Below are 13,552 nucleotides of genomic sequence, written 5' to 3'. Positions count from 1 at the left end.
CGCACTCCCCCTAGCTCTTCGAGCAGGGGGGACCCCCAAGCGCACGCACCGAACGCCGCTCCGTCCCCCACGGAGATCCATCAGAAACGCCCTAGACGGTGCTCTGCTCGTCGGCCGGGCCCGGATCGCGCCGGGCCGGGGCCCACGGAGCTTATGCCGCGGCTCCTGTGCCACCGCCGGTCCCATTGCTCTCGCCGGGTTTGCCGTCGGCCGGGAGGATCTTGAAGTCGTACTGCTCGTGCGGGCGGTCGACGATCTCGGAGGAGGCGATGCACGGCTCCGGCCGGACTCTGGCCATGGCCTTGTCGGAGGTGTTGCTGACGGTGATGGAGGACTGGCTCCAGCCCGCACCGGCGACGAACCCGGACATCGGATCGGCCCGCCTACTGGCGCTCCGGGCTCACCCCCAGGTGAGGGGATCGAGGTGCAGGTAGAAACGCTCCCGGTCGCGGTCGAGGGCGATCCCGTACCGGGCGGCGAAGGCCTCCTCCGCCGCGGCCGACTGCGCGTCGTCACCCCAGGTCTCCCGGGCGGTGGCGAAGAGAAGGGCGAGGTCGGCGTAGGGATCGGCTCGCCCGAGGCGGCCGAGGTCGATGAAGCCCGACACGGTCAGGGTGTCCGGGGCGAGAATGATGTTGGGCAGGCACAGGTCGCCGTGGCAGACGGCGGTCTCCGCGGCTTCCTGCGCGAGACGGCGCCCGAGCTGTGGAGTCAGACGGGCGAGCAGCTCTTCGGGGGCTGTCCGCTGCTGCTCGACGGGAAGGAACTCCGGGTTGACCGCGCCTCGGGCCACGACGTCGCGGGCCGCCGCGTACATCTGGGCGAGATCGCGCGAGTACGGGCACTGCCGCGCGGACAGACCGTGCAGCCGGTGTACCGTGTCCGCGATCGGCTCCCACGCGGCCCGGAGCGCTGGTGCCGGTACCCGGTCGGCCGGGACCCCTTCGACGGCGGAGGTCACCAGACCCGCGCCGTCGGCGCTCACGCGCCAGTCGAGGACGCGCGGTCCGGGAACGTCCTGTGTGGCGAGCCAGTCGACGCGGTCCCGTTCCGCCTCCAGCGAGGCCGTGTGCGCGGCGGAAACGCACTTGGCGTACCGCTTCCCGTCGGCGGAACGGAAGACACCGGCCCCGGACTCCCCGCCCGTGACGGGCCGCCACCCGCCCTCGTCGGAGGGCAGCACCGTACGGAAGCAGGACGACACATCGCTCACGCCCGCCAACCTAACCGGCAGAGCCGACCACCCGCACTGCGATTAACGTGGCAACCGCGGTGTCATGATGGGGGAGTGAGTGGCGAAAACGACGGTCAGACGCAGGTGTCCGAGGATCCGGGCGACCGGTTCGTGGAAATCTTCAACCTGGTGGGGCCGCTGTACCGGCGGGCCCAGCGCAAGGTGGAGCAGGACGCGCCCCGCGAAGGGCTGTCGGTGGGGGTGCGGGCCGTCCTCAACATGCTCCGTGAGCACGGGCCGATGACCGTGCCGCAGATGGGCCGGGCCCAGGCGTTGAGCCGTCAGTTCGTGCAGCGGATGACCAATGACGCGGCCGGACTCGGCCTGGTCGGGTTCCTTCCCAACCCGGCCCACAAGAAGTCCTCGCTCATCGGGCTCACCGAGACGGGCCGGGCCGCCATCACCGCCGTGATCGACCGCGAACGGACGGCGCTGCGGCAGGCCGGTGCCGGCCTCACGGACGCCGAGATCACCGCCTGCCTCCGGGTCCTCTCCCGCCTCCTCCACTCCCTCGACGACGTCGATGTGAACTGACGGGCCCTATGTGAACTGACGGGCCCTACGCGCCACATGGGCCATGCAGGTCACACAACCCTCATATAAATGACACCTGGGTTGTCATGCCTCCCTGGATGTGACACCTTGGTTGTCATGGATGACCTGTTCTGGCTCGACACCGGCAGTGGCCGCCCGCTCGTACTCCTGCACGGCGGTTTCCTGGACCACCGCATGTGGGACCGTCAGTTGCCCTTCCTTGCTGCGAAGTACCGCGTCATCGCACCGGACGCCCGTGGCCATGGAGCCTCCGCCAATGCGACCGGACCGTTCCGGCCCGCCGACGACGTCGCCGGACTGCTGCGCCGGCTGGACGCCGGCCCGGCGGTCCTGGTGGGTGTCTCCATGGGGGCGGCCACCGCCGTCGATACGGCGCTGGAGTATCCGGAACTGGTCAGCGGCCTGGTCGTCAGTGGCGCGGGCACCAGCGAGCCGTACTTCTCCGACCCCTGGACCACCCGGACCACAGCCGCCTGGCAAGCGGCGATGGCGGGCGGTGATCTGGAGGCGTGCGTGGAGGCGTTCACCCTCTTCGCCGCAGGTCCGCACCGCGACCTCGCCGACGTCGACCCCGAGGTCGCGGACGCGCTCCGCGACATGACCAGGGGCACTATGTCCAAGCACACCAGCGGCGAGCCCAACCGGATCGTCCCGGTCCACGACACGTGGGACCGGGCCGCCGGTATCGAGGTACCCGTGCTCGCCGTCAACGGGGGCATCGACTCGCCCGATCACATCGGCATGGCCGAGCGTCTGGCCCATACCGTCAAGGACGGTCGCGCGGTCTCCGTCGGCGGGACCGCCCACTATCCCAATATGGAGTGCTCGGATGAGTACAACGACCTCCTCGAACACTTTCTGAAAGCCATCTGACCAGCGGTTTCCCTCTCCTTTGACGGCTCGCTCGCGCGTGACGAACTTGTTCGTGACGAACATGTTCGTTACGGTGCGGAGGTGACCCCACGCACCCCCGCCTCCCGCAGTCGCCGTGAACGGCCCGCCAAACCCGCCCTCACCCACGAAGGCATCATCGGGACCGCCGTCGCCCTGATGCGGTCCGAAGGGCTGCAGCGCGTGACCATGCGCCGCCTGGCCCAGGAACTCGACACCGGCCCCGCCTCGCTGTACGTGTACGTGGCCAACACGGCCGAGCTGCACGCCGCGATCCTGGAGGAACTCCTCGGCGAGGTCGACCTCTCTCCGGCTCGTACACCCGGTGACTGGCGTGCACGGCTGACGGCCCTCCTCGGGTCGTACACGCACACCCTCTTCCAGCACCCCAGCCTCGCGCACTCCGCGCTGGTGACCCGCCCCCGAGGGGCGAACTACCTGGCCCTCGTCGAGGCGGTCCTCGCCCTGCTGCACGAGGGCGGGGTCCCCGACGCGCAGGCCGCCTGGGGGGTGGACATCCTGTTGCAGGTGGCCACCGCCACCGCCGCCGAACAGGCCACCCGCGACCGCGACGCCGCCGCCGAGGACGAGCACGAGGCGCTCGTGAGCGTCCTGCGGCAGGCCACTCCCCACACCCACCCGCGGATCGCCGCCCTCGGCGACGACCTGTTCTCCGGCAGTCCCGAACAGCGGCTGACCTGGTTCTTCCGCCTCCTCATCAACGGTACGCAGGCCACTCCCCGGCAGCCCTGACGAGGCGCCTCGCGCACGCCGCCGCACTGGGGCGCTTCTGACGGATCTCCGCGGCATCGCGACGCCCGGCACTCCCCCAAGCTCTTCGAGCAGGGGGACCTCCAAGCGCACGCACCGAACGCCGCTCGGTGTCCTCCACGGAGATCCATCAGAAACGCCCTAGTCGTCCCGCCACCGAACGGAGAGTTCACCCCATGACCACCGCCCCCACGCACCACCCCGTCGCGATCATCGGCGCCGGCCTGGGCGGCCTGACCCTGGCCCGCGTCCTGCACGTACACGGCATCGACGCGGTGATCCACGAACGCGAAACCGGCCGGGACACCCGCGGCCAGGGCGGGATGCTCGACATCCACGAGGACTCCGGCCAGGCGGCGCTGCACGCCGCGGGCCTGCACGAGCAGTTCCGCGCCCTCGTCCACCAGGGCGGCGAGGCCACGCGCGTCGTCGACTCCCAGGGCACCGTCCGGATGCGGGAAGCGGACGAGGGCGACGGCACTCGTCCCGAGGTGGACCGCGGGCAGCTCCGCGACCTGCTGCTGGACTCCCTGCCCGAGGGCACCGTCCGCTGGGGGAGCAAGGTCACCGGCGCACGGCCGCTGGGCGGCGGACGCCACGAGGTGGCCCTCGCCGACGGCACCGTCTTCACCACCGGCCTGCTCATCGGCGGCGACGGCGCCTGGTCCAGGATCCGGTCACTGGTCTCCCCGGCCGTCCCCGCCTACACGGGCATCTCCTTCGTCGAGTCCGACCTGCTGGACGCCGACACCCGCCACCCGGACAGCGCCGCACTGGTCGGTGGCGGGTCCTTCTTCTGCCTGGGCGACGAGAAGGGCATCCTCGCCCACCGTGAGGCCGACGGCAGCCTGCACGTCTACACGGCGCTCAAGACCGGACCGGACTGGCTCGACACCGTCGACTTCACCGGCACCGGCACCGGCACCGACGTCGCCAAGAAGGCCGTCCTCGCCCACTTCGAGGGCTGGGACGAGGGTCTGCGGAGGCTGATCGCCGACGCCGACGGCGCGCTGGTCCCGCGCCGTATCCACGCCCTGCCCGTCGGCCACCGCTGGGACCGCGTCCCGGGCGTCACGCTGCTCGGCGACGCCGCCCATCTGATGTCGCCGTTCGCCGGTGAGGGCGCCAACCTGGCCATGCTCGACGGTGCCGAACTCGGCCGGGCGCTCGCCGCTCACCCCGGCGACACCGAAGCCGCCCTCACCGCTTACGAACAGGCGCTCTTCCCCCGTGGCGAGGCTTCCGCCGCGGAGTCCGCCGCCAATCTGGAGATGATGTTCGGCGAGCGGGGGCTGGAGCGCCTGCTCGGCATGTTCGCCTCCCACCGTCAGTGAGGGGCGTTCGAGCGGTCCGTGAAGGCGCCGTCGGTGGTGAAGGCCAGCTTGGCGAAGCGTTCACCGATCCGGCGGTGGGTGGCGGCGTCCGGGTGCAGGTCGTCGGGGAGCGGCAGCTCGGCGGAGTCCGCCTCGCCGTACAGCTCACGGCCGTCGAGGTGGTGCAGATGCGGGTCAGCGGCCGCCCGCTGCGCCACGATCCGGGCCAGCTCCGCGCGGATGACGTTCAGGGTCAGCTTCCCGCTCGCGCGTTCCGCCGGATCGCCCGCGGCCCGGAACCGCAGCTTCCCCGAGCCGAAGTCGGAGAGGTCCGGAACGCTGGGCCCCGGGGTGTCTTCGTGGATCGGGCACAGGATGGGGGAGACGACGAGCAGCGGCGTGGTGGGATGGCCCTCGCGGATGGTGTCGAGGAACCCGTGGACGGCGGGCGTGAACGCGCGCAGCCGCATCAGATCGGCGTTGACCAGATTGATGCCGATCTTGACGCTGATCAGGTCCGCGGGGGTGTCCCGCATCGTGCGGGCGGTGAACGGGTCGAGCAGCGCGCTCCCCGCCAGCCCCAGGTTGACCAAATCCACGCCGCCCAGGGAAGCGGCCAGCGCGGGCCAGGTCGTGGTCGGACCGGCGGCGTCGGAACCGTGGCTGATCGAACTGCCGTGGTGCAGCCACACCCGGCGGCCCTGATCGGGCGCGGGCTCGACGGGGGCGTCGGTGCGCAGGGCGAGGAGTTCGGTGGTCTCGTTGTGCGGCAGCCAGATCTCGACGTCCTTCTCGTCGCCGGACAGCCCGGTGAAGCGCAGGGAGCCGGACGGCCCGGGCCGGTGCTCGGCGGTCCCGGCGGTCATGTCGATGGTCAGCGTGTGGCCGCCGGAAACGCTCGCCCGGCCGGCCGGGCGGCCGTCGACGAGCAGTTCGTACACGCCGTCCGGGCGGGGCGGGGCGCCCACGTAGACCCGCTTGGTGGGCCGGGTGTCCAGCTCTATGGCGGTGGCACGGGTACGGAAGGCCAGCCGCACGCCGGAGGGCTGCGACTCGGCCATGGCCAGCTGCCCGTCGTTGTTCTGGGCGCGGGCCCAGGCGGGCAGCCGGTGCGGCAGTACGCCGTCCTCGGTGCGCTCCAGGTCCAGTGCGCCGCGCAGCAGGTCCGCGGTGATGGGCGTGCTGATCCAGTGGTCGTCGGTGTGCATTGCCTCAACCTGTCGATCGAAGTGTTCCGTCAGGGCAGTTGTGGTGCGGGCCAGTTCCGCAGCAGGGCGTCGAGGGCGTCCAGGACCCGGGTCCAGGTCTCGTCCGAGTCGGGGGCGCTGTGGCTGAAGCCGCCCGCCAGCTCCAGGCTGACGTAGCCGTGGAAGACGCTGCCCAGCAGCCGGACGGCATGGGTCTGGTCCGGTTCCGTCAGGTCGTAGCCGCGCAGGATCGCCCGTGTCATCGCGGAGTGCCGGCCACCGGCGCTCGCGGCGGCCGCCGCCGGGTCGAGCCTCAGCTGCGCCGCCGCGTACCGGCCGGGATGCTCTCGCGCGTAGTCCCGGTAGACGTTGGCCAGCGCGGTGAGGGCGTCCTTGCCCGCCCGCCCGGCCAGCGCGGCGGCGCCCCGGTCGGCGAGCTCTTCCAGGGCGAGCAGGGCGATCCGGGTCTTGAGGTCGTGCGAGTTCTTGACGTGCGAGTACAGGCTCGCGACCTGCACGCCGAACCGCCTGGCGAGCGCCGAAACGGTCACCCCCTCGAAGCCGGCCTCGTCGGCCAGCTCCGCACCTGCCTGGGTCAGCCGGTCCGGGGTGAGCCCTACGCGTGGCGCCATGGTTTTCCTTCCGTCCGGCGAAGGCGAGCGAGTGTCTGCTGCCTAAATGAGTATGCATCTGCCTAAAGCTCTTAGGCAAGTGGATGTCTGGCTTAGGTATGGGTGTGGGGCGCGGGGCGCGCTCCGGTGCCCGAGCGAAGCCGGCCGAGCCGGCCGACGGCCCGGCCCACCCTGCTGGAAATCCGGTGGGCCACTGCCCCGCCCCTTGGTAATGTGTGCCGTGCGGGGCGGCTCCGCAGTGTGCTTCCTTCTCCTTCTTTCCTCGAAATCGAGTGCGCTCCCTTTCCACCCCGCATCAATGTCTTCTCCCCGACGCTTTCTTGGGTTCGTGAAGTGTCACGAAGTCTGCTGAAGCCACGTCGTCAGGGGCGTCGCCGAGCAGCGCCGGGACAGCCGTAAGCGCAGCTCAATGCGGATGCGGCGGACTGCACCGGCTTGATGCTTCGCCGGGTGCGGCGCGGGCGTGACCGCGGTGGAAAAACCGGCCGGCCCGTCGTACCCACATCTCGGAACAATGCGCGTGGCACCGGAATCATGAATTGCCGTCGCGTCAGCCCCGGCCATTTCGCCGGGTGGGGGAGGAACGGCCTTGACGATCACCATCAGTTCGACCCGTACCGACAGCCGTCGCGGCCTCGACGCCGTGCTGCTGGCCCGCCGCGGCGCGGTCTACGTGCCCGCCGCCGCGGGCGCGGACGACGCCCGGCCGACGGTGGACGGCCTCGCCGGGGTGTCGCTGCTGGAGGCCGATCTGCTGGAGCGCGGCCACCTGTTGTCCGCCGGTCTGCGGCAGGCCCTGGCCGCGCTGGACACCGGCACGCTGACCCGCACCGGCCGTGAGCTGCTGGCGGTCATCGACCGTGGACTCGGGGCGGACCGTGACCACACCCCGCTCTTCCGCGGTTTTCCGGAGACCACGCCCGCCGACACGTTCGCCTTCTACGTCGACCGTGTGCTGTCGGTGCTGTTCCAGGCGCCCCGGCAGCCGTGCGTCCTGTGCGGCGCCGACGGTTCGGTGCACGCTCTCTCGCCGTGCGCGCACCTGGTGTGCCGTGAGTGCTTCGACGGTACGGACTTCTCCGCCTGCCCGATCTGCCACCGCCGCATCGACGCCGACGAACCGTTCCTGCGCCCCCGGGCCCCGCGCCCGGCCGCGGCTTCCCGCCGGGCGCTGCCGGACCGCCTGCGCGTCCTCGCCCACGGCGGTGACCTCACCGCCCGTACGGCCGACGCCGGCCGCGAGCTGAGCACCCTCCTCGCCCGCACCGGCGCGTTGAGCCCGCAGGACACCGACGACCTGCACACCCTCCTCGAAACCCGCGACCGCACCGACCTGACCTGGCTGCCCGAAGCCGTCCCCGGCCGCGAGACCAAGGCGCGCGTCCTGGCCTGGCTGCTCGCCGATCCGGCCGCGTACGACGTGACGCTCCCGGCGGCGGCCCGGCTGATCGACACCGCGACCGATGTACTGCGGCTGCTCGTCGTACGCTCCGGCGGCGACGCCGGCCTGGTCGACGTACCCCGCTTCGGCAAGGTGCCGCGCCCGCTGCGCCGCGCCCTGCTGTCCGTACTCGACCGGCTCGAACCGGCCCTCGCCGTCGAGGACATGGGCCGCCACCCCGTGGCGTGGAAGCACGCCGCCGAGCGCCTGCACCCCTTCGAGTACGCCGAGCGCTACCCGCGGGCCGCGCTCGCCGTCGCCGTGCTGCGCGAGGTCCGGCTCACCGACGACACCCTGTCCCAGCGGCTGCGGGAAGCAGCCCGGCACCTGCCGGACGCCGACGCGTCCGGCGACCGGATCCGGCTGCCGCACTGGCCCGGCCGGGTCGAAGCCGCCTTGGCCGGACGGGACGTCACGGCCGCCGTCACGCTGCTCGCCCAGCGCCCCGGCGAACTGCTGCGCCGCCTGGACCACCTGCTGCGCCTGACAGATGACGGTGCCGACGCCGTGCTCGCCACGCTGGAGAAGGCCGTACGACGGGTATCCCCGGCCGTACTGCTCTCGGCCCTCGGCGAGATCCGCACCCGCGCGAACCCGGGCCACGACCGGGTGTTCTTCCCCAAGGGAGGCAACGCCAAGGCGCACATCAGCGCGGACGAGCGCGGCCCGCTGCCCGCCGATGCCGTCGACCGTACGGTGGCCGTCCTGACCGGAGAGGTCATGCGCCGTGCCGGTGCCCGGCCGGCGGTCGACCTGGCGGTCGTCGACGCCGCTCTGGACGGTGTGATCGCGCCGTTCGCCGAACGGACCGCCTCGCGCGCGCTGGTCACCCTGCCGCGCGGCAGCGAGCTGCCCGTGCCGGACGGCCGGACGCTCCGCCTGTTCCTGCACTGGATGGAGAGCGACACCTCCGGCCGTACCGACCTGGACCTGTCCGCCGCGATGTACACCGCGGACTGGCAGCACACCGGCACCTGCGACTACACCAACCTGCGCTACGGCAAGGCCGCCGCCGTGCACTCCGGCGACCTGACCAGCGCCCCGGCGCCGCAGGGCGCGGCCGAGTTCGTCGACCTCGACCTGGACCGGATGGCCGCCACCGGTGTCCGCTATGTCGTGGCCGTGGTGTTCGCCTTCAACAACGTGCCCTTCGAAGAACTCGCCGAGGCGTTCGCCGGGCTGATGGTCCGCGACCGGCCGGGCACGGCGGGGCCGGTGTTCGACGCGCGCCAGGTCGAGCAGCGCTTCGACCTGACGGGCGGGGCCCGCGTCGCGGTGCCGATGGTGATCGACGTGGCGGGCCGTACGATGCGCTGGCTCGACGTCGCCCAGGGCGTCACCGGCACCCACCACGCCGTCCACCGCCACTCGGACGTCCTGGCCACCCTGGGCCGCGGCCTGACCGACCTCTTCACCTCCGGCGCGCGGGTCGGCCTGGGCGAACTGGCCACCTGGCAGGCGGCCGCCCGCGCGCACACCGTCGTCGTACGCCACCACGACGGCTCGACGAGCACCTACCGGCGCCGCGACGACGAGGACCCCGTGGCGTTCGCGGTCCGGATCGGCACCCCGGTCACCGACGACGGTTCCGGCCCGGCCCCGGACCTCGGCCGGGCGCGGTTGGCCTACCTGCTGCGCGGTGACCTTCCGCTGCCCGAGCGGGCAGAGGTGTACGCCCTGCACCCGGCGGGCCTGGACGCGGGAGCGGTCGGACTGCTGGCCGCCTCCGACCTGGTCACCTCGCTGGCGGCCGGCGGCGAGTGACCGTCGCCGGGCCCGGCCGGGCCGGTCCGGGTCAGTTCCAGCGGATCAGCGACTCACGGTGCTTGTCCGAGCCGTCGGCCGGCTGGTCCACGTCGGCGACCTTCACCGGCTGCGCCGTGCTGCCGAACTGCCCGCGGAACAGCGCCCACTGCCTGGTGTCGCCCTTGGAGAGGAAGGCGAAGCCCTTGCCGTCGGGGGAGGGCACCGGAGGCAGGTTGAGCCGGTCGTTCTCCGGGATCAGGTCCTCGGTCTTGACGACCTTCATGTAGTCGGGGGAGAAGGTGATCTGCTTGAACTCGCAGACGAGGGTGGTGGCGTCCCGCCAGAACGTGGGATCGCAGTCGATTCCACCGCTGCCGCCCTCGCCGTCGCCCAGCCCCTGCGTCTTGAAGCGGTTCAGGTAGTCCGCGCCCGCGCCGCCCTTGCCGTCGGCCCTGCCAGCTGGACCCCCTCCTCCGCCAGCGTGCTGCCGAGCGCCACGACGCCCCCGGAGGGCACCGCCGGCCCGTTGACGCCGCCGGCCGCCAGGACGGTGGTCGCCGTCGGGCCGTCACGCTTGATGAGCGCCGGAATACCGGCGTACGGGACGCGCTGCTCGCTCGTGGCACCGGCCTTCACATCCCGTGAGACGACGGGGTCGGACGACTTGAAGCCGTTGGGCTGCTCGTTGTACCAGAGCCGGTCCGTGACCGGGTGGAAGGCGGCGTCGGTGTTCTTCGGACGCTTGGCGAAGGTGTCCGCGGTGGGCGGGGAGACCTCCTTGCCGGTGGTCAGGTCGTAGGCGGCGGCCCGGTCCGTACAGCCGGAGCCGGAGATGCCGGCCACCATCGTGAGGTCCTTGTTGAAGGCCCGGCCGACCCCCTTGCCCGGCGACTCCTTCTCGCACCCGGCCGTCGGCTTGGCGCCGCTGGGCAGGACGGTGCTGCGTTCGGCGACGAGCTTGCCGTCCTTCGCGGAGAAGGAGCGGAGCGTGAGCCCGTACAGCTTCCCGTCGTCACCGCCGCTGCCTTCGGGAATCGGATGGCAGAAAGCCACCGTCAGGGCGCCGGGCCGGGCCAGTGGCGCCTTCTTGACGTCGCCTCCGGCCGCGGCCTTGCCGCCACCGCCCCCCGCGGCCCCGGCGGTTCCGCCGGCCGGGTCCGTGTCGTACACCGCCCCGGTACGGCGGACGAGACCCGGCCCGTACGATTTCCGCCCATGACGACCACCTCTCCCGCCCCCTTCCCCTCCGCCGACGTGAACCTCAGTGGGCGTACCGCCCTGGTGACCGGTGGCGGCAGCGGCATCGGCAAGGCGTGCGCCGTGGCGCTGGCGGCTGCGCGCGCCACGGTGCATGTGGTCGACAAGGACGGCGCGTCGGCCGAAGCCGTCGCCGGAGAGACCGGCGGCCAGGCGCACGTCGTCGATCTGTCCGACCCCGCGGCGGTCGATACGCTGCCGGCCGACGTCGACATTCTCGTCAACAACGCCGGATTCCAGCACGTGGCCCCGCTCACGGAGTTCCCTCCGGAGCAGTTCGCGCTCATGCAGCAGGTGATGGTCACCGCCCCGTTCCTGCTGATACGCCGCACGCTGCCGCACATGTACGCGCACGGCTGGGGCCGCGTCATCAACATCTCCAGCGTCCACGGGCTGCGGGCAAGTGCCTTCAAGTCCGCCTATGTCACCGCGAAGCACGCCCTGGAGGGGCTGAGCAAGGCCACCGCCGTCGAAGCCGCGCAGCACGGCGTGACGAGCAACTGCGTCAACCCCGGTTACGTCCGCACGCCCCTGGTCGAGCAGCAGATCAGCGACCAGGCCGCCGCCCACGGCATCGACCCCGCCGACGTGCTCGCCGACGTCCTGCTGACCCGGTCACCGATCAAGCGGCTGCTGGAACCCGAGGAGGTCGCGGCGGTCGCGCTGTGGCTGTGCTCGCCGCACACCGGCTATCTCAACGGCGCGTCCGTACCCGTGGACGGCGGCTGGGGAGCCTGCTGACCCGCCGCACACGACGCGTCGTCGCGCCGGACAACCGCACCGCACAACCGCACCGCGCGACCTCACCGGCCGACCTCACTGCACCTCCAGGAATGCGGGCGGCCGGACCGGCTCGGGCAGGCACCGTGCGAGCTGTCCGGCCATGGAGACGAGCGTGCGATCGGCCAGATAGGGGCCGATGAGCTGGATGGCCAGCGGCAGCCCGTCGGCGGTCCGGCCGGCCGGGACGACCAGGGACGGCAGGCCCACCAGGCTCGCCAGGTTGAGCCAGCTGGTCTGGTCGAAGAACGGGCGCTGCTCGCCGTCCACCGTGATGTGGCGCCGGGGCAACGGCGTGGCCGTCTGGTCGGGCACGGCCGCCGTCGGCGTGGCCGGGGTGATCAGCACGTCGTGCCGGGTGAAGTACTCGGCCCACTGCGCGCGGAGCTGCTGGCGCTTCTCGTCGGCGACGCACCAGTCCCGGTGCCGCATCGTGCGGGAGTGCAGGAACAGGCCGGCGGGACCGTCGGCGGGCGTATGCGCCGCGGCTTCCACATCGGCGGCGAACGCGCTGTCCGTGGCGGTGGCGGACGCCGTGGCGTACAAGAGGCGCTGGAACAGCGTGTTGCTCTCGGCGAAGTCGACGGGCCGGGCGGAATCGTCGATGCGCGCACCGGCCGTACGCAGGAGTGTGGTGACCGATTCGAGGACTGCACGGGTGTCGGCGTCGACGCGGCAATACGCATCGTCGGTCCAGACGCCGACGCGGTACCGGTCGAGGCTGCTCAGCGCCGGAGCCGGAAGGTCGATCCTCCAGCCGGCCCGGTCGGCGGGGGCGGGCGCGGCGAGCACGTCCAGAAGGAGGCCGAGGTCGTCGGCCGTACGCGCCATCGGGCCGATGGTGAGCATGTCGCTGCTGGTGGACCAGCCGGGCAGGCGGCGGATGTGGCCGCGGGTGGGGACGATGGGGGCGGCGCCGCGGGAGGTCCGCAGGGCGAGGACGCCGCAGTAGGCGGCCGGCAGACGCAGCGAGCCGGCCAGGTCGGAGCCGACTTCGAGACCGGTGAGGCCCACGGCGACGGCGGCGGCCGGGCCACCGGACGAACCGCCCGCGGTCCGGGCGCCGTCGAAAGGATTCTTCGCCGTTCCGAAGAGGGGGTTCGACGTCTGGATGTCCTGGCACATGACCGGCACGTTCGTCTTGCCGAGGACGACGGCTCCGGCGGCGCGCAGCAGGGCGACGGCGTCGGCGTCCTGGTCCGGGACGTGACCGGACAGGTCGGGAGAGCCGCTGGTGGTGCGCATCCCCTTGGTTTCCAGGGAGTCTTTGACCGTCATCGGAAGGCCGTGCAGAGGCCCCAGCGGCTCGCCGGTCTCGGCGAGGTGCCGGTCGGCCTCGTCGGCGGCGGCACGCGCGGCGTCGGCGTCGAGCGTCACGACGGCGTTGACGCCCGGGTTGGCCTTGTCGATGTGCCGGAGGTACTGCTCCAGGAGGTCGCGACTGCTGATCTCGCCTCGGCGCAACGAGGCGACCTGATCGCGGGCGGGCGCCAGGTGAAGGTCGACGGGTGGGGTACGGCGGAGGGTCACGTACGGACTCCTGATGCGGTGGGGAGAGGGGGACGGTGGTGGCGGAGGGGGCGGACCGGAGCGGCCGGACCGGAGTGGCTGGACTGGGATGGCCCGGCTGGAGTGGCTCGACCGAAGAGGCCTAGGAGTTGTCTTCAAATGTCACGCCCACATCAGGAGCGATGCAAGGGTGACGGCTGCTCGGTAGGACTCGGCGGTCTTCTCGTAGCGGGTGG

Annotated in this window: 14 protein-coding genes; 6 read left to right on the top strand and 8 right to left on the bottom strand. The window is 72.1% G+C overall.

Translation table 11 applies throughout. The features are described 5' to 3' along the window. Window positions 1-151: 151 nt before the first annotated feature. Complete coding sequence (locus ACZ53K_RS42060; protein WP_468848260.1) at window positions 152-370, bottom strand: hypothetical protein; 219 nt, start codon at window positions 368-370, stop codon at window positions 152-154. Between the two features lie 30 nt (window positions 371-400). Continuing rightward, window positions 401-1,213 carry an APH(3'') family aminoglycoside O-phosphotransferase gene (locus ACZ53K_RS42055; RefSeq protein ID WP_468848257.1) on the bottom strand — a complete coding sequence of 271 codons (813 nt, stop codon included), beginning with the start codon at window positions 1,211-1,213 and terminating at the stop codon, window positions 401-403. Between the two features lie 75 nt (window positions 1,214-1,288). On the opposite strand from ACZ53K_RS42055, the gene ACZ53K_RS42050 reads away from it, so the two are divergent. From ACZ53K_RS42050 to ACZ53K_RS42035, 4 genes are all read left to right on the top strand, one after another. Beyond that, a complete protein-coding gene (locus ACZ53K_RS42050) occupies window positions 1,289-1,768 on the top strand; it encodes a MarR family winged helix-turn-helix transcriptional regulator (protein ID WP_468848253.1) in 480 nt (159 codons plus the stop codon). A gap of 117 nt (window positions 1,769-1,885) precedes the next feature. After that, window positions 1,886-2,662 (top strand): alpha/beta fold hydrolase, encoded by a 777-nt coding sequence (locus ACZ53K_RS42045; RefSeq protein ID WP_468848250.1) that lies wholly within the window; start codon window positions 1,886-1,888, stop codon window positions 2,660-2,662. 81 nt (window positions 2,663-2,743) lie between these two features. Next, window positions 2,744-3,433 (top strand): TetR/AcrR family transcriptional regulator, encoded by a 690-nt coding sequence (locus ACZ53K_RS42040; protein WP_468848248.1) that lies wholly within the window; start codon window positions 2,744-2,746, stop codon window positions 3,431-3,433. A 194-nt stretch (window positions 3,434-3,627) separates the two neighbouring features. After that, window positions 3,628-4,785, top strand: coding sequence for an FAD-dependent oxidoreductase (locus ACZ53K_RS42035; RefSeq protein WP_468848246.1), 1,158 nt, complete (start codon window positions 3,628-3,630; stop codon window positions 4,783-4,785). Here ACZ53K_RS42035 and ACZ53K_RS42030 read toward each other — a convergent pair. The 3 genes from ACZ53K_RS42030 to ACZ53K_RS42020 form a co-directional block, all read right to left on the bottom strand. Then, entirely contained in the window at window positions 4,779-5,972 is a 1,194-nt protein-coding gene (locus ACZ53K_RS42030) for a GDSL-type esterase/lipase family protein (protein ID WP_468848243.1), read from the bottom strand. The two genes, ACZ53K_RS42035 and ACZ53K_RS42030, sit on opposite strands and share 7 nt — an antisense overlap. 29 nt (window positions 5,973-6,001) lie before the next feature. Beyond that, entirely contained in the window at window positions 6,002-6,583 is a 582-nt protein-coding gene (locus tag ACZ53K_RS42025; protein WP_468848240.1) for a TetR/AcrR family transcriptional regulator, read from the bottom strand. 336 nt (window positions 6,584-6,919) lie between these two features. Beyond that, on the bottom strand, window positions 6,920-7,186 hold the full coding sequence (locus tag ACZ53K_RS42020) for a hypothetical protein (protein ID WP_468848238.1): 267 nt from the start codon (window positions 7,184-7,186) through the stop codon (window positions 6,920-6,922). Between ACZ53K_RS42020 and ACZ53K_RS42015 the strand changes: the two genes are divergently transcribed. Beyond that, window positions 7,173-9,788, top strand: coding sequence for an MXAN_6230/SCO0854 family RING domain-containing protein (locus ACZ53K_RS42015; protein WP_468848235.1), 2,616 nt, complete (start codon window positions 7,173-7,175; stop codon window positions 9,786-9,788). The two genes, ACZ53K_RS42020 and ACZ53K_RS42015, sit on opposite strands and share 14 nt — an antisense overlap. Window positions 9,789-9,819: 31 nt before the next feature. On the opposite strand, the gene ACZ53K_RS42010 is transcribed toward ACZ53K_RS42015, so the two are convergent. Next, window positions 9,820-10,053 (bottom strand): hypothetical protein, encoded by a 234-nt coding sequence (locus ACZ53K_RS42010; RefSeq protein WP_468848232.1) that lies wholly within the window; start codon window positions 10,051-10,053, stop codon window positions 9,820-9,822. A 131-nt stretch (window positions 10,054-10,184) separates the two neighbouring features. Continuing rightward, window positions 10,185-10,940 (bottom strand): hypothetical protein, encoded by a 756-nt coding sequence (locus ACZ53K_RS42005; RefSeq protein WP_468848230.1) that lies wholly within the window; start codon window positions 10,938-10,940, stop codon window positions 10,185-10,187. 45 nt (window positions 10,941-10,985) lie between these two features. Between ACZ53K_RS42005 and ACZ53K_RS42000 the strand changes: the two genes are divergently transcribed. Next, window positions 10,986-11,768 (top strand): 3-hydroxybutyrate dehydrogenase, encoded by a 783-nt coding sequence (locus tag ACZ53K_RS42000; protein WP_468848228.1) that lies wholly within the window; start codon window positions 10,986-10,988, stop codon window positions 11,766-11,768. A 75-nt stretch (window positions 11,769-11,843) separates the two neighbouring features. On the opposite strand, the gene ACZ53K_RS41995 is transcribed toward ACZ53K_RS42000, so the two are convergent. Further along, window positions 11,844-13,337 carry an amidase family protein gene (locus ACZ53K_RS41995; protein ID WP_468848225.1) on the bottom strand — a complete coding sequence of 498 codons (1,494 nt, stop codon included), beginning with the start codon at window positions 13,335-13,337 and terminating at the stop codon, window positions 11,844-11,846. Window positions 13,338-13,552 lie beyond the last annotated feature (215 nt).

The sequence above is a fragment of the Streptomyces sp. NPDC033221 genome (assembly GCF_055577005.1).
This window is presented reverse-complemented; position numbering and strand designations above follow the sequence as displayed.